Source organism: Rhodococcus sp. APC 3903, from assembly GCF_030407755.1.
GTDB classification, from domain to species: Bacteria; Actinomycetota; Actinomycetes; order Mycobacteriales; family Mycobacteriaceae; genus Rhodococcus_F; species Rhodococcus_F erythropolis.
Map to the genome: position 1 here is coordinate 265730 of NZ_JASDCV010000005.1, position 21685 is coordinate 287414.

Below are 21685 nucleotides of genomic sequence, written 5' to 3' on the forward strand. Positions count from 1 at the left end.
GACACTGCCGCGTCAGCAATCATCACTTGTCGGCTCAGGCCTCGAAGTCAAACTTGGTGAGCAGAGCCTTGCGCTGCCGATCACCGAGGCCACGAAGGCGACGGGTCGGTGCAATCTCCAGCTCGGTCATGATCTCCTGAGCCTTGACCTTGCCCACCTTGGGCAGCGCCTCGAGCAGTGCCGAAACCTTCATCTTGCCCAAGATTTCGTTGTCTTCGGCGTCCTTGAGGACCTGCTTGAGGTCGGTGCCGCCACGCTTCAGGCGCTCCTTGAGCTCAGCCCTGGCCTTGCGGGCAGCAGCTGCCTTCTCCAAAGCAGCAGCGCGCTGCTCATCAGTCAACTGGGGAAGGGCCACGGTTCCTCCGTCTCGTCGTGTGCAAATTTTGTCTATTCCGCTGATAACCAGCAGCGATAGCGACCGTACTCACGCCTGGCGCGAATTGCTAACCCACCCCCCGCGGTCCGATGCAGATCGCGGTGGGTTATGCGCGTCGAATCGATGTCACACATCATCGCCGTTTTCGGCTGGATCGAGACGGATTCGACGCAACACGAACGTGCGTACAGTACCGAAATAGACTGTAACACAAAGCATTTCGATACATCAGATGCGACGTCCCCATGCGTGTGTGCGAAATCGTTACCTGCGGGAATGAACGTGGTCGCCGACACATCCAAAAATTTCGAGCATTTTCGACGCCCATGCGCGTGTCGCGGCCTGTTTTCAGGTCGGCAGCGACGATTTCGGATCGTCGGCATCGACCGTGTCCGGTTCGGTGCGGCTCACGCCGGGGGTGGCAAGAGCGAGTACTACCGCGAGGCTCGCCCAGAGCAATGAATTCTCCAGGACGAAGCCGACGACCGGGATATCCATGTCCGCGCCGACCCGAGGAAGCCGAAACAGCACGACCGCAGCGGTGAGGCCGATCGCGATCCAGGACCACGCGGGTACCGATCGGGTGTCCTCCCCCACGCCCGACTTGATCGGAACGAGGAGCACACCCACCGCCGGCACCAACCACACGAAGTGGTGGGTCCAGGCAATGGGAGTAACGATTGCCGCCAGCAGAGCAACCACCGTGAAACCGGCAAGATCACCTCGCAGGCGCTGAGCGCGCCGCGTCGCGACAATTCCGAGGACACCCAACACTGCACAGGCGACGAGCCATGCCGGACCCACCAGGCCCTCGGGGAGTAGCCGTAAGGCCATTCCACGCACGGACTGGTTACCGAACACGGACGGGTCACCGACCGCGACGCGCCCCGAGAGTGAGGCGATGTCACCGAAGTAGTCGATCGTCTGTCGCGGGAGAACGGCAAAGCCGAGTGCCGTGGCGCCGAGGAAGCCGGCGAGGCCGCCCGCAACTGCTTTCCAACGCCCGGTGATCACGTAGTAACCGATGTAGACGAGAGGCACCAGTTTGACGGCCCCGGCGATCCCCACCAGCACACCCTCGGGAATCCACCGTGGTCGAGCCAGCACGTCGATCAGGCACAGGAGTGTCAGGAACAACCCGACCTGCCCGTACCCGAGGTGATCGGAGATCGGCGATGCCGCCGTCCACAGGACCAGGAAACCTACGTAGACGACGACGGGCCGCCTACGTGTGAACGGGACTTCGCGATAGCTGAGCACGATGATCGCGGCCAGCATCAGGAGGCTGACGAAACTCCATCCCCACTGGACCGCACCCCAGGAACCCAAGGCGACCGGAACGGCGACGAGCGCAGCGAAGGGCGGATAAGTGAACGGCAGTCTCGCGTTGAACGACTCGTCGTACAGGTTCGAGCCGTCGAGGACGGCTTGACCCGCCGTCCGGTACACGGCGAGATCGTCGCCGTGTACGCCGGTGACGGATTGGAACCCGGTGGCGAGCAGCGCGCACGCCGCGACGAGAAGTCCGATCTGCCACCAACGATTCACCGACGGACGGTACCACCGGGTTCCACCGCTCGAACGAGCCTCGAGGTCACTCACGGATCAGTGCGCCAATGCGGCTTCGATCTCGTCTCGGTCACGCATTGCTGCCTCCCGAAGTGCCGATACCGAAGGACCATGCTTGAGCACCCCACGGGAAGTGTTCGGGAGCAGGAGCTCGGTCGATCCCGCGAAGATGTCTGCGAGATCCGCTGCCGTCGCACCCTGCGCGCCGAGCCCCGGAGCGAGAATCGGGCCGTTGAACTGCGACAGGTCCAGACCGTGGTCCCGAGTTGCACCGACCACCAGTCCGACGGTGTCGCGTCCGTCGGCGTTCGCGTCGACCGCAGCGTTGACGATCGACTGAGCCACGCTCACACCGTCAGCCGACGACTGCTGAAGTACGCCGCCTTCCGGATTGGAGGTTCGTGCCAGCACGAAGATCCCGCGTGCGTTCTGCCTTGCCAGTTCGAGTGTCGGAGCCAACGCCCCGAATCCCAGGTACGGCGAAACGGTGACCGAGTCGGAGGCCAACGGCGAATCACCCAACCAGGCTTGCGCGTACGCGTCCATCGTCGAACCGATGTCACCGCGCTTGGCGTCCGCGACGACAAGCGTTCCAGCATCGCGAAGAACCGAGATGGTCCGCTCCAACACGGCGAAGCCGGCGCTTCCGTACGCCTCGAAGAACGCAACCTGAGGTTTGACGAGTCCAACCTCACCGGTGAAGGCCTCGACGCAGATCTCGGCGAAAGTCTCCAGACCTTCGGCGGTACGTGGCAGTCCCCACGCGTCGAGAAGCGCGGGATGCGGGTCGATACCGACGCACAGCCGCCCCCGGTCCGCGATCGCGGACCGGAGACGATGCCCCCAACTGTGACTCACGACTGCTGTGCCGGCTGACGAAGACCTGCGTGCAGTTCCTGCAGGGAGTGAACTCCGATGTCGCCGCGGATGGCCGCTTCGATGCCCTGCACGGCTGCCGAGGCGCCCTGGACCGTCGTGATGCACGGGATGTTCGACGCGACTGCTGCGCTTCGGATCTCGTAGCCGTCGACACGCGGACCGTTGTTGCCGTACGGGGTGTTGATGACCATGGCGACCTCACCGCTGCGGATCTGGTCGACGATGGTCTCGGCACCGGCCGGAACATCCTCACCCGACTGCTTGTACACCTGCTTGCACTCGATACCGTTGCGCCGCAACACATCTGCGGTTCCTTCAGTGGCAAGGATGGTGAATCCGAGATCTGCCAGGCGCTTGACCGGGAAGATCAGCGAACGCTTGTCCTTGTTGGCGACCGAGACGAACACCGCGCCTGTGGTGGGCAACGACCCGTAGGCGGCCGTCTGCGACTTGGCAAAAGCCGTACCGAAGTCGAAGTCGATACCCATGACTTCACCGGTGGACTTCATTTCCGGGCTGAGCAAGGTATCCACGCCGGTACCGTCGGCGCGGCGGAAGCGGTTGAACGGCAACACAGCTTCCTTGACCGCGATCGGTGCACCGGCCGGGGTGTTTCCACCGTCGCCGGTCGCCGGCAGGATGCCGCTTGCGCGCAGGTCGGCGATGGATTCGCCGAGCATGACGCGGGCGCATGCCTTGGCCAGCTGGACGGCCGTCGCCTTGGAGACGAACGGAACCGTACGGCTGGCGCGGGGATTTGCTTCCAGCACGTAGAGGATGTCGTCCTTGAGGGCGTACTGGACGTTGAGCAGGCCCTTGACGCCGATGCCCTTTGCGAGAGCCTCGGTGGAGCGGCGGACGTTCTCGAGGTCCGCACGGCCCAGAGTGATGGGCGGGAGCGCACACGCCGAGTCACCGGAGTGAATGCCGGCTTCCTCGATGTGCTCCATGACGCCGCCGAGATACACCTCGGTGCCGTCGCACAGAGCGTCGACGTCGATCTCGACCGCGTCTTCGAGGAAGCGGTCGACCAGGACCGGACGATCGTCGGAGATCTCCGTGGCACGCGAGATGTAGTCGGCGAGTGAAGCCTCGTCGTAGACGATCTCCATGCCGCGCCCACCGAGCACGTACGACGGACGCACCAGCACCGGGTAGCCGATGCCTGCTGCGATCTCGCGGGCGCCGTCGAACGTGGTGGCGGTACCGAACTTCGGTGCAGGCAGACCGGCTTCGGTGAGCACGCGACCGAATTCGCCGCGGTCCTCCGCCAGGTCGATGGCTGCGGGGCTGGTTCCCACGATGGGAACGCCGGCAGCTTCGAGGCGCTTCGCCAATCCGAGCGGGGTCTGGCCGCCGAGCTGGACGATGACGCCGGCAACGGTGCCCGACTGCGCCTCCGCGCGGTAGACCTCGAAGACGTCCTCGAATGTCAGCGGCTCGAAGTACAGGCGATCAGCGGTGTCGTAGTCCGTGGAGACGGTCTCGGGGTTGCAGTTGACCATGACGGTCTCGTACCCGGCCTCGGACAGCGTCTGGGCAGCGTGGACACACGAGTAGTCGAACTCGATGCCCTGGCCGATGCGGTTGGGGCCGGATCCGAGGATCAGAACCTTGGGTCGCTCGGTCTGCGGAGCAACTTCGGACTCGGCCTCGGGATCAAGCTCGTAGGTCGAGTAGTGGTACGGCGTCTTGGCCTCGAACTCTGCGGCGCAGGTGTCGACGGTCTTGTAGACGGGGCGCACGCCCAGCTGATCACGCAGAGCGCGAACGGCGTCCTCACCTGCGTGCGTGTCACCACCGAGTTCGGGGCGCAGAGCCGCGATCTGGCGGTCCGAGATGCCGTGGTACTTGGCCTGACGCAGGGCAGCCTCGTCGAAAGACTCTGCAGCGCGAAGCTTTTCACCGAGCTCGTGAATCTGCTGGAACTGATCGAGGAACCACGGATCGATCTTGGTGGCGTCGAAGAGCTGCTCGACAGTTGCGCCGAGGGCGAATGCCTTCTCGATGCCGTACATGCGGCCGTCCTGCGGAACGCTCAGATCGGCGAGCAGGGCGTCCAGGCTCTCCGTCTCGATGTCGGCGCCGGTCCAGTAACCCGCACGCTTGGTCTCGAGTGAACGCATGACCTTGCCGAAAGCCTCGGTGAAGTTGCGGCCGATGCTCATGGCCTCGCCTACCGACTTCATCGTGGTGGTCAAGGTTCCGTCGGCACCGGGGAACTTCTCGAAAGCGAACCGCGGAGCCTTGACGACGACGTAGTCGAGTGTCGGCTCGAAGCAAGCCGGGGTTTCCTTGGTGATGTCGTTGACGATCTCGTCGAGCGTGTAGCCGATGGCAAGCTTGGCGGCCATCTTGGCGATCGGGTAACCGGTCGCCTTCGACGCCAGCGCCGACGAGCGGGAAACGCGCGGGTTCATCTCGATGACAACCAGGCGGCCGTCCTTCGGGTCCATCGCGAACTGGATGTTGCAGCCACCGGTGTCGACGCCCACCTCACGCAGAATATCGATGGAGAGGTCGCGCATCGCCTGGTACTCGCGGTCGGTCAGCGTCATCGCCGGAGCAACGGTGACCGAGTCTCCGGTGTGGACACCGACCGGGTCGACGTTCTCGATGGAGCAGACGATCACGACGTTGTCGCGACTGTCGCGCATCAACTCGAGTTCGTATTCCTTCCAGCCGAGGATGGATTCCTCGATCAGGACGTTCGCCGTCGGCGACGCGGCCAGACCGCCACCGGCGATGCGGTTGAGATCGTCGACGTCGTACGCCATGCCGGAACCGAGGCCGCCCATGGTGAAGGACGGACGCACGACGACCGGGTAACCGAGTTCGGCGACCGTGGCGTGTACTTCGTCCATCGTGTAGCAAACTGCGGACTTCGCGGATTCGCCACCGACCTTGGCGACGATGTCCTTGAACTTCTGGCGATCCTCGCCGCGCTGGATGGCGTCGAAGTCGGCGCCGATCAGCTCGACGTCGTACTTCTCGAGGATGCCCTGCTCGTGCAGCGCCACAGCGGCGTTGAGAGCGGTCTGACCGCCGAGCGTCGCGAGGACGGCGTCGATCTTGTTGCCCTGCAACGCTTCCTTGGCGATGACCTTCTCGAGGAACTCGGCCGTGATCGGCTCGACGTACGTGGCGTCGGCGAACTCGGGGTCCGTCATGATGGTGGCCGGGTTGGAGTTGACCAGGCTGACGCGCAGGCCCTCCTCCTGGAGGACGCGGCAAGCCTGGGTGCCCGAGTAGTCGAACTCGCAGGCCTGACCGATGACGATCGGACCGGAGCCGATTACCAGGATGTGCTTGAGATCTGTACGGCGTGGCATTAGTTCTTGACTCCGGTTTCTTTCCGTGCGGAGAGCAGGCTGGTGAAGCGGTCGAAGAGGTACGCAGCGTCGTGCGGGCCGGCTGCCGCCTCCGGGTGGTACTGCACCGAGAAGGCCGAATCGTCGAGCAGGCGAACACCTTCGACGGCTCCGTCATTGGCGCAGGTGTGGCTTACCACGGCGCGACCGAACGGGGTGTCGAATTCCTGGCCGGCTTCACCTTCGAGTGCGAAGCCGTGGTTCTGAGCGGTGATCGCGATGCGACCCGTCTGATGCTCGATCACCGGGATGTTGATGCCGCGGTGGCCGAACTTCATCTTGTACGTGCTCAGGCCGAGGGCGCGGCCCAGGATCTGGTTGCCGAAGCAGATACCGAACAGCGGCAAGCCCTGTCCGATGACCTCTTTTGTCAGGTGCACTGCGCCGTCGGCGGTGGCCGGGTCACCGGGACCGTTGGAGAGGAACACTCCGTCGGCCTTCAGGTCGAGGATCTGTTCGAGGCTCGCGTTGGACGGCAACACGTGGACGCGGATACCGCGCTCGGCGAACATGCGCGGGGTGTTGGTCTTGATACCGAGGTCGATCGCGGCAACCGTGTACAGCGCCTCCCCGCCCTTCGGCTCGACGACGTAGCCGCTGGTGGTGCTGACTTCACCGGCAAGATCGGCGCCGAGCATGGTCGGCTGATCCTGAACCCGTCGGACCAGTTCGTCATCGGCGGCGATGGCTTCACCGGAGAAGACGCCTGCCTTCATCGAACCGCGAGTACGCAGGTGGCGAACCAGGGCACGAGTGTCGATCCCGGCGATTCCGACGATGCCCTGCTCTTCGAGCTTGGCCTGCAGCGAACCGGTTGCACGCCAGCTCGAGGTGACGCGCGAGGGGTCACGAACGACGTACCCGGCAACCCAGATCTTGGCACCGGAACTCTCGCCGGTCGGTCCGACCGACTCGTCGTCTTCGTCGTTCCAGCCGGTGTTGCCGATCTGCGGCGCGGTGGAGACCACGATCTGGCGGTGGTAGCTGGGATCGGTGAGCGTTTCCTGGTAGCCGGTCATGCCGGTGCTGAACACCGCTTCGCCCAGGGTCTGTCCAACCGCACCGAAGGTGGTTCCGCGGAACACCCGTCCGTCTTCGAGGACCAGTACTGCGGGGCTGTTGCCAAAGCCGCTCATGCGTTCTTTCCGTTCTGCTCGATGTCGCCAGAGCTTGCGTCTTCGTTGTCATTCGTCTTGTTCGAAGCAGTCTTGTTCGAAGCAGTTACCGGCTTGACCCAGTCCGGATAAACCGTCTTGTCGTCACCGCGCACGCCCGTGTCGATCTCGGTTCCGCTCGGCAATTCCCAGCGAATCACCAGGACGCCGTCCTTGCTCATGACCTTGCCGGCAAGACCGTTCTCCGTGCGGATCGCACGGATCGACTTCTCCGGAATCCAGATGGCCGACGCACCGTCACGCTCGACCAGAATTCCGCCGCTGTAGCGGCTGATCTCGCAGGTGGCGCGGAAACCGAGGTCGCCGACGGCGATGCGGTCCTGCCAACTGGGCGCGATGGTGCTACCGACGTACAGGCCGGTGGTCGGCAGGACGAGCAGTTCACCCAGGGTTGCCGGTACCGTCGGCAGTTCGCCGATCTTGTCTTTCTGGCGTCGAGCGCGTCCACGCCAGCCGACGTACATCAGGCCGATCATCGCGACCCAGAAGATCGCCAGACCGATGATCCACAGTGCTCTGTCCATGACGCGCTACTCCTCGCTACTCCGCAGCCGCACATTCCCGTCGTGTGCGGTGATGCGGCCACGTAACAGTGTGGTCGTGACCCGTGCGGGCAATGTCATCGACTCGTACGGAGTGTTATGCGCGACACTCGCCAGGTCTGGGCCGTGGACCGTCCACTCGGCCGACGGATCGACCAATGTCAGGTTGGCGGGCTCCCCCACCTCGATGGGACGGCCTTGATCGTCGAGTCCGACGATCGCCGCCGGGCGCTCGCTCATGACCCGCGCAACACCGCGCCAGTCCAACAGGCCAGGCTGGACCATCGTCTGCACGATGATCGAGAGCGCGGTCTCGAGGCCGAGCATTCCGGGGCGGGCGGCCGCGAATTCGCAGCACTTGTCCTGCTCGGCGTGCGGAGCGTGATCGGTGGCCACGCAGTCGATGATGCCCTCGGCCAGACCCTTGCGCAGGGCAGCAACATCGCTGGCCTCACGAAGTGGCGGGTTGACCTTGTTGATGGCGTCGTACGTCTCGAGACGTGAATCATCGAGGAGCAGGTGATGCGGGGTGACCTCGGCGGTGATCGAAATCCCTTGGCTGCGAGCCCACTTCACGAGTTCGACGGTTCCGGCGGTGGATGCGTGGCAGATGTGAACGCGGGCGCCGGCGTCACGCGCGAGCAGTGCGTCACGGGCCACGATCGATTCTTCGGCTGCTCGCGGCCATCCGGCCAGGCCGAGACGCGCGGCCGTGGGGCCCTCGTGGGCGACCGCACCGACCGTCAAACGCGGTTCTTCCGCGTGCTGCGCGATCAGGACGCCCAGTGAGCTGGAGTATTCGAGCGCGCGACGCATGATCAGTGGGTCGTAGACGCAGTGACCGTCGTCGGAGAACATCTTGACCTTGCCGACGCCTGCGGCCATGGTCGCCATCTCGGCGAGCTGCTTGCCTTCCAGGCCTGCGGTGACTGCGCCGACGGGGTGGACGTCGACGAGGCCGACTTCCTGTCCGCGTCGCCAGACGTGATCGGTGATGACCACCGAATCGGCGACGGGGCTCGTGTTCGCCATCGCGAAGACCGCGGTGTATCCACCCAGAGCGGCCGCGGAGCTTCCGGTTTCGATGGTCTCGGTGTCTTCGCGACCAGGCTCACGTAGATGGGTGTGCAGGTCCACGAAGCCGGGAAGCAGGATCTGCCCGCCGGCATCGATCACCTCGGATGCCGTGGCCGGATCGAGATCCACGCCGATCTCGAGGATCGTGCCGTCGCCGACGAGTACGTCGGTGGGCTCACCTTCTCCGTAGATCAGGACTCCGCGGAGCAGGACACTCACGGGTGATTCTCCGTTCTCGTTTCTGGTCACAGCGCACCGTCCTCCGACCCGACCAGCAGTCGGAACAAGACAGCCATGCGCATGTGTACGCCGTTGGTAACCTGTTGCAGTACAGCAGTTTTCGAGGAATCGGCGACGGCGGATGCGATCTCCATGCCGCGCAGCATCGGACCGGGGTGCAAGACCACCGCGTGGTCGGCCAGCATCGCCAGTCGCTTCTCGGACAGGCCGTAGTTGATCGAGTACTCGCGCTGCGAAGGGAAGAAGCCGCCGTTCATGCGTTCGGCCTGAACCCGCAGCATCAGCACCGCGTCGAGTCCGGGCAGTTCGGCGTCGAGCGAATGCGAGACCGTGACCGGCCACGTGTGCGCGCCGACCGGCAGCAGTGTCGGAGGCGCCACCAAGACGACCTCCGCGCCGAGCATCGAGAGCAGCAGCGCGTTGGACCGGGCCACACGGCTGTGCAGAATGTCGCCGACGATCGCGATCCGCTTGCCCTCGATGTCGCCGAGGCGCTGGCGAAGGGTCAAAGCGTCGAGAAGCGCCTGAGTTGGATGCTCATGCGTGCCGTCACCTGCGTTGATGACTGCCGGGCCACCGTCGTCGGCCGCTCCGGTCCACTTGGCGATCTGATGGGCGGCACCCGAAGCCGGATGCCGCACGATGAGGGCGTCAGCACCGGCCGCGCGCAGGGTCATCGCGGTATCGCGCAGGGATTCGCCCTTGGACACCGAGGAACTCGATGCGCTGACGTTGATGACGTCCGCGCTCATCCACTTACCGGCCACCTCGAAGGACACCCGGGTGCGCGTCGAGTTCTCGAAGAACACCGTCATGACCGTGCGTCCGCGCAGCGTCGGGAGTTTGCGTACTTCGCGGCCCAGCAGCGCCTGCTCGAAGCGTTCTGCCTCGTCGAGAAGTTCTACCGCGGACTCACGATCGAGGTCCGCGATGGAAAGAAGGTGCTTCACGCGCTCTTACCTCCGGAGATGACTACCGCTTCCCTGCCGTCGTGTTCCTGGAGGAGAACCTTGACGTCTTCTGACCTCGCGGTCGGGACGTTCTTGCCGACGTAGTCGGCGCGCAGCGGCAGTTCGCGATGACCGCGATCGACCAGCACTGCGAGTTGGACGGCCCGGGGGCGACCGAGATCGCGCAACGCATCGAGGGCGGAGCGCACGGTGCGACCGGAGAAGAGGACATCGTCCACCAGGACGACCAGAGCATTGTCGACGCCACCTTCGGGGACGGACGTGCGCTCGAGCGGGCGATGCGGCTTGGTGCGGAGATCATCACGGTAGAGCGTGATGTCGAGAGATCCGATGGGAAGACGCACACCGGAGAATTCTTCGATCTTGGCGCGCAGTCGCGTGGCGAGGGTGGTTCCGCGCGTCGGGATGCCGATCAGGACCACACGAGGGGCTGTTCCCTCGGGTCCGTCGAGTGCGGTTTTCTCGATGATCTCGTGAGCGATCCGCGCGATGGTCCGGCCCACATCCTGGGCGGACAACAATTCACGGGTCTCGCTACTTGCCTCGGCACCAGCGGATGCCTTGGCGCTGCCTGGACCTGCAAGATCGGATGGGCGAGACCCTTCGGGCACGCTCATACAGCGACCTCCTTCTCCGCCTCACTGGACGGATCGTTAAAGGATGTCTGACGGTCCCCACCCTATCAGCCGACAGACCTGATCCCGCCGTGCGAGCAGCGACTGAGACCGGTTGTGTGCAGACACACAACGCGCACGGTGACACTCGCACGGCGGTGGTGGAACAGAACTTGCTACTCGGTACCCGAATCCGATTCCTGCGCGCGCTGCGAGGTCGCAGCTGCAGCCGATCGAACCTGCGGCGCAACGAGAACGACCTGACCGAGGATTCCGTTGACGAATCCCGGAGAGTCGTCCGTCGAGAGCTGCTTCGCGAGTTCGACGGCCTCGTCCACGGCGACAACCGGCGGAACGTCCGTCGCATGGAAGAGCTCCCACACGGCGATACGCAGAATCGCACGGTCGACGGCGGGCAGACGCTCGAGCGTCCAATCCTGCAGATGCGAGGAGATGACCTGATCGATCCGGTCCAGATTCTCCGCAACGCCGGACACCAACGTGACGGTGTAGGCCGCGACGGGTGCTACCGCGTCGTCCTTGACGGACAGATCGGAACGCTCCGATGCGAGCGCGACCGGATCGAGGTCACGTGCCTCGGCTTCGAAGAGGAAGTCGACGGCACGCTTGCGCGCCTTGTGGCGTGCACCGAGTTTCTTATGTGTGCCGGACACTCAGGAATTCACACGCCCGAGGTAGTTGCCGTCACGGGAATCGACCTTGAGCTTGTCACCGGTGTTGATGAAGAGCGGCACGTTGATCTCGGCACCGGTCTCGAGGGTGGCAGGCTTGGTGCCGCCGGTGGAGCGGTCGCCCTGCAGGCCCGGATCGGTGTGCTTGACGACGAGCTCGACCGTGACCGGAAGCTCGACGAAGAGGGGAACGTCTTCGTGGGTCGCGACCTGGACGGCCATGTTCTCGAGCAGGAAACGCGACTGGTCGCCGACGGTGGATTCACTGATCGACACCTGGTCGTAGGTGTCGCCGTCCATGAAGATGTAGTCGCTGCCGTCGTGGTACAGGTAGGTCATGTCACGACGGTCGACCGTGGCGGTCTCGACCTTCACACCGGCGTTGAACGTCTTGTCCACTACCTTGCCCGAGAGCACGTTCTTGAGCTTGGTGCGCACGAAGGCAGGGCCCTTGCCGGGCTTGACATGCTGGAACTCGATGATCGTCCACAGCTGGCCTTCGATCTGCAGAACCAGACCATTCTTGAAATCACTGGTGGAAGCCACTTGCTTCGCGTCTCCTAGGGGTCGGGAAACCGTCTCAGACGACGGTAAGGTCTTTTGCGGTCAGTGTGAGCAGCTCTGGCCCCTGCTCACGAACAACGAGCGTGTCCTCGATCCGTACACCTCCGCGCCCGGAGAAGTACACGCCCGGCTCGACGGTCACCGCCGCGCCGGAAAGAAGTGTACCGGTGCCGAGCTTGCCGATTCCCGGTGCTTCGTGGATTTCGAGGCCGACACCGTGGCCGAGGCCGTGCAGGAACAACTCGCCGTAGCCTGCATCGTCGATCACCGAACGGGCGGCGGCGTCCACGGCCGCACATTCGACACCCGGAGCGAGGGCATCGCAACCGGCAGCTTGTGACCGCGCGACGAGTTCGTAAATCTCCCGTTGCCAATCGGAAACGGACTCGAGCACGTACGTCCGGGTCATGTCCGAGTGGTACCCACCGACCTGTGCGCCGAAGTCGAGTTTGACGAAGTCACCCGACGCCAGGATCGCGTCGGTCGGTCGGTGATGCGGAATCGCCGAGTTGACGCCTGCCGCCACGATCGTCTCGAAGGAAATACCGTCTGCGCCGTTGTCGAGCATCAGGTTTTCCAGTTCACGACCGACCTCTCGTTCGGTTCGGCCAGGTCGGAGACCGCCGCGAGCGATCAACTGCGCCAACGCGACATCGGCTGAAGTGCATGCGGCGCGCAACAACTCCACCTCGTGCTCGTCCTTGACCATGCGCAACTGTTCGACGAGTCCACTCACCGGTTCGAACCGGATCTTCGGTGCTGCCTCGGTCCATGCGCGATGTTCGGCGAACGTCGCGACGTGTGACTCGAACGCGAGAACGGGCATCGTCGACTTCTCGATCAAGTGCGCAGCACTCGAACGGGCGATTTCAGCGCGCAGGTCCGGAACCTGCTCCGCCACCTGTGTCACGTAACGACCGTCGGTGCAGATCACCGTCGCGAGTTCGTCGGACTCCGAATCGGACGCACTGACGACGAGCGCAGCATTGGAACCGGTGAAACCGGTGAGGTACCTGATATTGAGGAGATCTGTGACGAGAATCGCGTCGAGTTCGCGCTCCGCGAGGAGGCGTCTGAGGGATTCACGGCGTGTTCTGAAGTCGACCGGCATCCCTCGAACCTACCGCCCTCGCAGACCTGCCGATCAACTCGAAACTCACGGTTACAGCAATAAGTGTGGGTTAGGCCACAAGGTGTAATGGGTTCTAGTTAGGCTGTACCCATGAATGCGTGGTTGGTACGTGGCCTCGGCATGGCCCTGATACATGTTGTGTTTCGTGCATTGCTCGGTGCAGCAATCGCACAGTGGCCGCTTCAGGGGTCCACCCTGCGCTGGCTGTCCCTGTTGATCGTCATCGTCTTCGCCGCGATCTGGGGTGGTATCGACGGCATTCGCGACCGCCGAAACTTCCCGGAACCCGAGGACGGCGCCGATCTGACCATGCTGTGGCTCAAAGCTGCTTTGGTCGGCGGATTCGTCGCCGGCGCTGCCAGCTGGGCACTCAGCCTGGTCCCCTCCCTCGAACTCACTCAGCAGGGCTTGTTCTTCGAGGTGACCTCCGGTGCGGCGTTCACGATCCTTCTCATCTTCGTCCCCGCCATGATCGCCATCACCGTCGGACGTTTCTTCGTCAGTCGTGAACAGCGCAAGAACGGAACCGCTCCGCAGACCCCGTCCCACGAGCGTCACCACGAACCGGTGCCCGTCAGCGAGGGCTACGACTCCCCCACCGAGCAGCACGCATACAGCGGAGCCGCCATGTCCGTCGAGGAATCCGACGCCGATACCGCGGTCTTCCCAGCGATCGATCTGGGCAAGCGCGAGCAGTAACGCCCGCCGTCCACACACACAAATGCGGCCCCGAGGAAATTTTCCTCGGGGCCGCATTTGTGTGGTCGGCTTTTCGACTTCCCTCGTTCAGCCTCGCTCGGCGAGGAACCTGATCGCCAGCGGATACGCGGCGACGCCGAGTCCGACGATCACGCCGGTCGCAATCGGACTCAGGTAGGAATGGTGCCGAAACTCTTCTCGCGCATGAACGTTCGAGATGTGCACCTCGACGAGACCTGCGGTCAGTTCGGCGCATGCATCTCGCAGGACCACCGACGTGTGCGTCAAGCCGCCGGCATTGAGGATCACCGGTTCCCCCGCGTCCGCCGCGTCGTGGATCCAACCGAGCAGATCGCCTTCGTGATCGCTCTGACGGACGATCACCTCGACGCCGAGCTCCTTACCTGCCGCGACGCACAATTCGATCAGATCGTCGTGTGTGGTCGCGCCGTAGACCTCGGGCTGACGCTTACCCAGACGCCCCAGATTGGGTCCGTTGACGACGTTGATCCTCACAGCAGGACCGTTCCGCCGGCCGGCCGAGGATCACGGGCGATCGCGGAGTACGCCGCGACCAGCAGGCTCGGATCCGGCCCTTCGAGGCGGCCCGGCTTGGCGAGGCCGTCGAGGACCACGAAACGGAGCAGCCCGGCACGGTTCTTCTTGTCGGTCTGCATTCCCTTCATCAGATCGCCGAACGCATCACCGTCGTACGACGTCGGCAGCCCGACGAGATCGAGGATCGACTTGTGACGATCGGCGGTGGCGTCGTCGAGTCGGCCCGCGAGCCGTCCGAGTTCGGCAGCGAAGACCAGCCCGACGGAGACGGCAGCACCGTGGCGCCACTTGTAGCGCTCACGACGTTCGATCGCGTGGCCGAGTGTGTGGCCGTAGTTGAGGATTTCGCGCAGATCCGACTCGCGCAGATCCGCGGCCACGACCTTGGCCTTGACCTCGACGGAGCGCCGAATCAGCTCGGGCAGAACAGTTCCCGACGGATCGAGAGCAGCCTTGGGATCGGCTTCGATGAGGTCCAGGATCACCGGGTCGGCGATGAATCCGGTCTTGATGACCTCGGCCATGCCTGCAACGATCTCGTTGTGCGGCACAGTCTCGAGCGTCGCGAGATCGATGAACACCGCTCCCGGCTCGTGGAACGAACCGACGAGGTTCTTGCCCGCTTCGGTGTTGATACCGGTCTTGCCGCCCACTGCTGCGTCGACCATCGCGAGCAAAGTGGTGGGAACGTGAACAACCTTGACACCACGCATCCACGTAGCCGCGACGAAGCCGGTGAGGTCGGTCGCCGCTCCCCCGCCCAAGCTCATGATCGCGTCGCTGCGAGTCAGGCCGATCCGGCCGAGCACGTCCCAGCAGAAGCCCGCGACGGCAAGATCCTTACCGTCCTCGGCGTCGGGGATTTCGATGCGGTGAGCGTCGATTCCCTTCTCCGCCAACGCAGCCCGTACAGCCTCCGCGGTCTCTGCCAGCGGCGGCTGATGGAAGATCGCGACAGTGCGCGCGCCGTCGAACTCGGCAACAAGGTCACCGAGCAGGCCGCGGCCGATCACGACCGGGTAGGGACTTGCGGTCTTCACCTCTACACGTACGGGTTCGGTCACTGCTCCACTACTCCGCTCCGGTTGTTCATTTGTCTTGAAGTTTCGACACCAATTGCCCGACGACACGCGCCGGGCTTCGGCCGTCGGTCCGAATCCGAATCGTGGCCGAACGCCGGTACAGCGGACGACGACGCCTCATCAGCTCCTGGTACTTGACCTTGGGATCTCCGCCGGCCAGCAGCGGACGATGATTGTTCGCCCCCGTGCGGCGAAGCCCTTCGGCGACACTGATCTCCAGGTAGATGACCGTGTGGCCCTGGAGCAGTTCGCGCGTGCGATCGGACAGGATCGCACCACCGCCGAGCGAGACGATTCCGTCGGTGGCCTGCAACGCGTCGCGAACCACCGATTCCTCGATCTCACGAAACCGAGGCTCTCCGTCATGGGTGAAGATCTCCGGGATCGTTCTACCCGTGGTCCGTTCGATCTCGGCGTCGGTATCGACCAATTCGAGTTCGAGTGCCTGCGCGAGACGTCGACCGATGGTCGATTTGCCGGCACCGGGCGGACCGATGAGTACAGCCTTCGGCTTCATCGATACGTGAGTCCTATCGAGGCGGTCGGGCTGCGATGCCCTCGGCGTAACGACGGTAGTTGGCAGTGGTTTCAGCAATGGAATCACCACCGAACTTTTCGAGTGCGGCCTGAGCCACGACAAGCGCAACCATCGATTCGGCGACGACGCCGGCGGCCGGAACCGCGCACACATCGCTGCGCTGGTGGATGGCAACCGCTTCCTCGCCGCTCTCCATGTCGACCGTCGCCAGAGCGCGCGGAACCGTCGAGATCGGCTTCATCGCGGCGCGAACTCGAAGGGCCTCACCATTGGTCATGCCACCTTCGATACCGCCTGCGCGGTTGGTGGAGCGCACGATGCCGTCCGGGCCCGGGCGGATTTCGTCGTGAGCTTCGCTGCCACGACGACGCGCGGTCTCGAAGCCGTCACCGACCTCGACACCCTTGATGGCCTGAATTCCCATGAGAGCTGCGGCAAGTCGTGAATCGAGACGCTCGGCGCCACTGACGAAGGTGCCGAGTCCGACTGGCAGCCCGTGGATGACGACCTCGACGACGCCACCGAGGGTGTCGCCGTCCTTCTTGGCCGATTCGATTTCGGCGATCATCGACTCTTCTGCAGCCTTGTCGAAGGCACGGACCGGGCTCGCGTCGATCGCGTCCAGGTCTTTGCCCTCCGGCACGGGCCCGACGTAAGGCTCGGAAGCACCGATGGAAATAACGTGTGAAACGACCTCGGCACCGAATACCTGACGCAGGAACGACCGTGCGACTGTTCCGGCGGCTACACGGGCTGCGGTCTCGCGAGCGCTGGCGCGCTCGAGGACGGGACGCGCGTCGTTGAAGCCGTACTTGAGCATGCCGCTGTAATCGGCGTGACCGGGACGCGGGCGCGTCAGCGGGGCATTGCGAGCCTGATCGGCGAGCAGGTCCGGGTCGACCGGATCGGCGGACATGATGGTTTCCCACTTGGGCCACTCGGTGTTGCCGATTTCGATGGCCACGGGGCCACCGAGCGTAAATCCGTGGCGGACACCACCGATGATGGTGACCTTGTCGGCCTCGAACTTCATCCGCGCGCCACGGCCGTAACCGAGTCGACGACGGGCAAGTTCGGACGAGATGGCCTCAGAGGTCACTTCGACCCCCGCGACCATGCCCTCGAGCATCGCGACGAGGGCGGGACCATGGGATTCTCCGGCAGTTATCCAACGCAGCACGCCGACCATCTTTCCACGTCGCGGACCTCAGTTGTCACAGTGGCCCTCCCGGTGAACACAGATGGCCCACACGCACGATGCGTGTGGGCCATCTCAGAGGTTCCTGCGGGTCTAGAACAGGCGGAATCCTCCACCGTTGGCATTGATGTCAGCCAAACCGATGTTGATGTCCGCCGAGTTGTCGGGAGCATGGAACGGCGGCGGGAGCGGCTCGAAGCAGTACGGTTCGAAGCCGTTGCTGATCAAGCCCACCAGGCGATCGCCGACGACGAGTGGTCCACCGGAGTCTCCGGGAATCGAGCACGTGTGCTCGACAATTTCACCGTAGACGGAGTCGTAGCCCCAGGTGATACCGCACGTGTTGCCGGTCGAACGGCCTTCCTTGCACACGATCGTGCCCGGTGCCGGCGGAGCGCCGATTCCGTTGATCGTCGTGCCGCCGACGGTACGTAGCGGGGCTACCTTCGCGTCGTCGAGATCGATCACCGCGATATCCGAGACCGGACTCGAGTAGGAGAACCGACCGATGGGGCCGGCTTCGGGCAGGTATTCGGCGAACACCCGGTCCCCGACAACTCCGCAGTGTCCGGCGGTGAGTGCCACGAGCGAGCCGGCGTTGTCGTATCCGACCGCGGTCAACGTGCACGCCGCAACTTGCTCCGGATCGGAATGATCCACGTCCGGCAGCAGGATTCCTGAGCCCCCGCCCAGTGCCACCGACGAAGGTGCAGGCGCGGCGCCGGCGACGCCCGCCCCTGCAGCCACAGCCGCCAAACAGGCTGCCGCAGCGACGAAAAGCCTTGTGCGCATAGGTTCCCCCGATAATCGAGTGCGAAACGAGATTCGTTTTGTCCCATTTCCGAAGCCTCAGTCAACGTCAGGGAGTGGACATTCGGCAAGTCCGACTCGCCGCATGCTGGGACTGCGCGCCTGCGATACCCGCCTTTATGAAACCGACGGTTACGTCTTTCCTGCAGATCACGGTCCGTCGTTGAATAGTCAATAACGCAAGGTTTTCCGTGGATGTTGCACTCGTCACGTCAACCAGGCAAACGCCATCGAACCGCAGGCTGCCAGGCACATCGAGGGACCGTGCGCGATGGGCGAATTGTGGGCTACCGGACCCGACTGTCGCCGGCCCAGTTTTCGCAGTTCGATCACGACACCCAGGGTTGCGGTGAGCACCGATGCAGACACCAACGACCACAGCCAGGCGTCAGCGCCCACCAATCCGGTCAGAGCGCCCAGCGGAAGAGAGAGCTTCACATCGCCGAGACCCATCGAACCAGGCGACATCACGTGCGCCAGGAGGTGGATTCCGGCGAGCAGTGCCGATCCCACCGCAGCAACCCACACCGTTCCCGACGCCGCCGCATAGACCATCACGACTGCGTAGCCGGGCAGCGTGAAACTGTTGGGCAGCCGGCGCACGGCCAGGTCGACAGTCGAGATTGCGACGCACCACCACACCACGGCAAGACCTGAGATCAGTTGCACCACCGAGGTATTCAGTGCGCCGACGGCAACCCAACCTGTGGCGACACCGCACTGGGGCACACAACAGAGAGCCACGACTGGTCGATAACCGTGTCGTCGCAACCAACTGTCGACGATCGCCCGAGCACCGACACCACCGACTACCCCAGCGCCTGCCAAGACCACCAACGTCCACATGGTTTCGAGCTTGGTGTCTAGCGTTCACCAGCGGCACTCTACGAATCGTCTTGTGGACTACCTCGACACTGTGAACAGAGCTAAGCGATAGCGGCTGCCATCGCCTTTCGCGGAGCGGGCTTGCCCGTGAACTGCTCTACCTGCCCGAAGGCCTGATTGAGCAACATCGCGAGGCCACCGATCACCGTGCCACCAGCCGCCTCGACAACCGAAGCGAGTGGCGTCGGCCAGGGGTTGTAGATCGCGTCGAGGACAAATCGTGCCCTCCCCAGTTGCTGGGCGAAAGGCGCGGCCGCTTCTGCGGGAACGGTGCTGACCAAGACCGAGGATTCGGCACAGATCCCACCGAGTCGTGCGTCGTCGAAAGAGACCAGATCAATGCCCAACCCGACAGCACTGCCGCATTCGATGGCACCGGATGCTCGCCCCGGATCACGCGCGACCACGGTGACTGTCCGAACTCCCATGTCGGCCAACGCGACCAATGCCGGCCGCGCGGTGCCGCCCGCGCCGACGACGACCGCCGAAGTGCCGCTGAGATCGCCGACGCCGCCGGCGATCAACGCACCGCTGACTCCGTCGACGTCCGTGCAGTCGGCACGCCAACCGCCCTCGATGCGGACCAGGGTGTTCGCCGAGCCGATGGTCACCGCTCGCGGTGTGCGTTCGGTGGCATAGTCGAGTGCTGCGATCTTGCCCGGCATCGTCACGGAGAGGCCGACCCATTCGGGGCCGAGTGAGTCAACGAGGGCAGGCAACTGCTCGCCGGTGCATTCGATCCGCTCGTAGGTCCAATCGCTCAGACCCAAAGCCTCGTACGCAGCAAGGTGCAGCAACGGCGACTTCGAGTGAGCGATCGGGCTTCCGAGAACTGCCGCCTTACGCGGCGTCGCGAGCGAAGTCGCGGTACTACCGTCCACTGTCGAGAATCCCACTTTGCTGTGCCAGTTCGATGTTGGCCAGATGCTCCTCGTAACTCTTGGTGAAGAGCGTCTGGCCTTCCTTGTTGATCGTGACGAAGTACAACCAGTCACCGGCCGCCGGAGATTCCACGGCCTTCAGCGCGTCGATGCTCGGTGAAGCAATAGGCGTCGCAGGCAGACCGGGCATTGCGTACGTGTTCCAGGGCGTGACGCGCTCACGGTCCGCATCGGTCGTGGCGACCTCGGTGGTGTCGAGTGAGTAGTTGACCGTGGAGTCGAACTGCAAAGGCTGATCGACTGCGAGTCGGTTGACGATCACCCGCGCGACCTTGGCCATGTCGCCAGGCAATGCCTCACGTTCGACCAGCGACGCTGCCACCAACAACTGGTACGGCGACATTCCGACTCCGCTGCCTGCTGTCAGGATCCCGGTGGCCTCGTACTTGGCGGCGCTGCCCTCGACCAACGAACGCAGGATCTCGGTCGGCGTCGCAGTGGGGTCGAAATCCCAACTGCTGGCGGCGATCAGGCCTTCGAGCTGACGGTCCTTGTCCGGCACGCTCTTGACCGACGACATCGCCCAGTCCGGCACGCCGAGCGAAGCCAGATCGGAAGACGCTCCCGCAGTGTTCAATTCGTCCGTCGAGACGCACTTCTGAGCGGAAACCGGGCCGACACAACTCGCCTCGGAAATGAGGTTGTAGATGCCCTTCTTGAGCGAGCCCGTCTGCGCGTCCGAACTGTCGTGCAGCTGACGCCCTTCGGCGATGACAACACTGCCGACTCGGGAGTCCGGGGCAACCAAACTGTCGAGTGCGCTCGCGGCACTACTCTGCACCGGCACCTGGTAGAAGCCGGGTTGTACCTTCTGGATCTCCGACGGATTGGCGATCGCAGCGTTGTAGAAAGCAGCGGAACTCGCGACGACGTTCTTCGCCTCCAGCGTCGCACCGATCTCCGATGCGGTTTCTCCACTGTTGATCTGGATGACCACGGGTGCGCCGCCCGGGCCGGCGAAGTCCTCCGCGGCCTTGTTGCGATCCATGTACCAGAGGGCACCGTAGGCACCGACACCGAGAACCGCGATCACCAACACCAGGAGAGCGAGAACACCAACCTTCTTACCTCGCTTGGCGCGCTTGTTGCGCGCTTCGCGTTGCTTGCGTGCCTCCGCTCGCGACATATGCGGCGGATCGATGTTCTGCGGCAACGCACGCATGACCATGGTCTCGTCGTTGTCGAAGTCGAACGAACTGGTGGGCCGGCTTCCGCCGCCCTCATCCCACCGCGCGTTCACAGATCGCCCTCCAGTGCAGCGTCCTTCGACGACTCCCCTGGTTTCACAGCTCTACTCCGCTCGTCCAGCCAGCCTTGCAGGATTTCCACCGCCGCAGCCTGATCGATCATCGGCCGCTGGCCGCGAGCCTTGACTCCACTTTCGCGGAGGTTGCGCGCAGCCGTGACGGTCGTCAGTCGTTCGTCGGACAGTCTCACCGGGATCGGTTCGACGGCCCGCTGCAGTCGTTTGGCGAATGCAGTCGCGATACCGGCGGCTTTACCTTGCTCACCGCGCAGCGTCTGTGGCAGTCCGACGATAACCTCAACGGCCTCGTATTCGGACACGATGGCGATAATGCGCCGGATATCCGGCGCGTCGGGCCCACGCTCCTTCGAGCGTGGAACCGTTTCCACCGGTGTCGCGAGGATGCCGTCGGGGTCGCTTGACGCGACGCCGATGCGAACACTGCCGACGTCGATGGCGATGCGCCGCCCGCGACCAGGGTCGTCGATGCCGGGGCGATCGGGACCCTGCTGCGTAGCCACCACCG

The 21685-nt window shown here is 64.0% G+C and carries 22 protein-coding genes; 1 reads left to right on the forward strand and 21 read right to left on the reverse strand.

Annotated elements, in window-relative coordinates:
* Positions 1-34: 34 nt before the first annotated feature.
* The 12 genes from mihF to QMA15_RS09610 all read right to left on the reverse strand — a co-directional run bounded on the left by mihF (position 35) and on the right by QMA15_RS09610 (position 13181).
* Entirely contained in the window at positions 35-355 is a 321-nt protein-coding gene (gene mihF, locus QMA15_RS09555) for an integration host factor, actinobacterial type (RefSeq protein ID WP_003944825.1), read from the reverse strand.
* A 369-nt stretch (positions 356-724) separates the two neighbouring features.
* Positions 725-1924 (reverse strand): glycosyltransferase 87 family protein, encoded by a 1200-nt coding sequence (locus QMA15_RS09560; RefSeq protein WP_269577226.1) that lies wholly within the window; start codon positions 1922-1924, stop codon positions 725-727.
* A gap of 57 nt (positions 1925-1981) precedes the next feature.
* Positions 1982-2803 (reverse strand): orotidine-5'-phosphate decarboxylase, encoded by an 822-nt coding sequence (pyrF, locus tag QMA15_RS09565; protein ID WP_021332968.1) that lies wholly within the window; start codon positions 2801-2803, stop codon positions 1982-1984.
* Complete coding sequence (carB, locus tag QMA15_RS09570) at positions 2800-6156, reverse strand: carbamoyl-phosphate synthase large subunit (RefSeq protein ID WP_019748372.1); 3357 nt, start codon at positions 6154-6156, stop codon at positions 2800-2802. Before carB ends, pyrF begins: the two co-directional genes overlap by 4 nt.
* Positions 6156-7331: a glutamine-hydrolyzing carbamoyl-phosphate synthase small subunit gene (gene carA, locus QMA15_RS09575; RefSeq protein WP_279163860.1), complete on the reverse strand. Its 1176-nt coding sequence runs from the start codon at positions 7329-7331 to the stop codon at positions 6156-6158. The genes carB and carA overlap by 1 nt, the downstream gene beginning before the upstream one ends.
* Complete coding sequence (locus QMA15_RS09580) at positions 7328-7894, reverse strand: transporter (RefSeq protein ID WP_003944773.1); 567 nt, start codon at positions 7892-7894, stop codon at positions 7328-7330. Before QMA15_RS09580 ends, carA begins: the two co-directional genes overlap by 4 nt.
* Before the next feature lie 6 nt (positions 7895-7900).
* Positions 7901-9238, reverse strand: coding sequence for a dihydroorotase (locus tag QMA15_RS09585; protein ID WP_007728012.1), 1338 nt, complete (start codon positions 9236-9238; stop codon positions 7901-7903).
* Positions 9235-10179 (reverse strand): aspartate carbamoyltransferase catalytic subunit, encoded by a 945-nt coding sequence (locus QMA15_RS09590; RefSeq protein WP_003944883.1) that lies wholly within the window; start codon positions 10177-10179, stop codon positions 9235-9237. Before QMA15_RS09590 ends, QMA15_RS09585 begins: the two co-directional genes overlap by 4 nt.
* Positions 10176-10817, reverse strand: a complete 642-nt coding sequence (gene pyrR, locus QMA15_RS09595) for a bifunctional pyr operon transcriptional regulator/uracil phosphoribosyltransferase PyrR (protein ID WP_020907698.1) — start codon at positions 10815-10817, stop codon at positions 10176-10178. Before pyrR ends, QMA15_RS09590 begins: the two co-directional genes overlap by 4 nt.
* Before the next feature lie 173 nt (positions 10818-10990).
* Complete coding sequence (gene nusB, locus QMA15_RS09600; RefSeq protein WP_007728014.1) at positions 10991-11488, reverse strand: transcription antitermination factor NusB; 498 nt, start codon at positions 11486-11488, stop codon at positions 10991-10993.
* Complete coding sequence (efp, locus tag QMA15_RS09605) at positions 11489-12052, reverse strand: elongation factor P (protein WP_003944958.1); 564 nt, start codon at positions 12050-12052, stop codon at positions 11489-11491. It abuts the gene before it with no gap.
* Positions 12053-12086: 34 nt separating this feature from the next.
* Positions 12087-13181, reverse strand: a complete 1095-nt coding sequence (locus tag QMA15_RS09610) for a Xaa-Pro peptidase family protein (RefSeq protein WP_279163859.1) — start codon at positions 13179-13181, stop codon at positions 12087-12089.
* Positions 13182-13292: 111 nt separating this feature from the next.
* On the opposite strand from QMA15_RS09610, the gene QMA15_RS09615 reads away from it, so the two are divergent.
* Positions 13293-13901, forward strand: a complete 609-nt coding sequence (locus QMA15_RS09615) for a B-4DMT family transporter (RefSeq protein ID WP_019748369.1) — start codon at positions 13293-13295, stop codon at positions 13899-13901.
* An 87-nt stretch (positions 13902-13988) separates the two neighbouring features.
* Here QMA15_RS09615 and aroQ read toward each other — a convergent pair whose 3' ends face one another.
* The 9 genes from aroQ to ruvX form a co-directional block, all read right to left on the reverse strand.
* Entirely contained in the window at positions 13989-14417 is a 429-nt protein-coding gene (gene aroQ, locus QMA15_RS09620; RefSeq protein WP_003944916.1) for a type II 3-dehydroquinate dehydratase, read from the reverse strand.
* On the reverse strand, positions 14414-15523 hold the full coding sequence (gene aroB / locus QMA15_RS09625; protein WP_020907694.1) for a 3-dehydroquinate synthase: 1110 nt from the start codon (positions 15521-15523) through the stop codon (positions 14414-14416). Before aroB ends, aroQ begins: the two co-directional genes overlap by 4 nt.
* A 25-nt stretch (positions 15524-15548) precedes the next feature.
* Complete coding sequence (locus QMA15_RS09630; RefSeq protein ID WP_020907693.1) at positions 15549-16058, reverse strand: shikimate kinase; 510 nt, start codon at positions 16056-16058, stop codon at positions 15549-15551.
* 13 nt (positions 16059-16071) lie between these two features.
* A complete protein-coding gene (aroC, locus tag QMA15_RS09635) occupies positions 16072-17259 on the reverse strand; it encodes a chorismate synthase (RefSeq protein WP_003944974.1) in 1188 nt (395 codons plus the stop codon).
* A 111-nt stretch (positions 17260-17370) separates the two neighbouring features.
* Positions 17371-18069, reverse strand: coding sequence for a S1 family peptidase (locus QMA15_RS09640; protein ID WP_020907692.1), 699 nt, complete (start codon positions 18067-18069; stop codon positions 17371-17373).
* A gap of 225 nt (positions 18070-18294) precedes the next feature.
* A complete protein-coding gene (locus QMA15_RS09645; RefSeq protein WP_046378530.1) occupies positions 18295-18933 on the reverse strand; it encodes an A24 family peptidase in 639 nt (212 codons plus the stop codon).
* Between the two features lie 80 nt (positions 18934-19013).
* On the reverse strand, positions 19014-19853 hold the full coding sequence (locus tag QMA15_RS09650) for a shikimate dehydrogenase (RefSeq protein ID WP_279163858.1): 840 nt from the start codon (positions 19851-19853) through the stop codon (positions 19014-19016).
* A complete protein-coding gene (mltG, locus tag QMA15_RS09655) occupies positions 19843-21153 on the reverse strand; it encodes an endolytic transglycosylase MltG (RefSeq protein WP_019748362.1) in 1311 nt (436 codons plus the stop codon). Before mltG ends, QMA15_RS09650 begins: the two co-directional genes overlap by 11 nt.
* Complete coding sequence (gene ruvX / locus QMA15_RS09660; RefSeq protein WP_003944838.1) at positions 21150-21683, reverse strand: Holliday junction resolvase RuvX; 534 nt, start codon at positions 21681-21683, stop codon at positions 21150-21152. The genes mltG and ruvX overlap by 4 nt, the downstream gene beginning before the upstream one ends.
* Positions 21684-21685 lie beyond the last annotated feature (2 nt).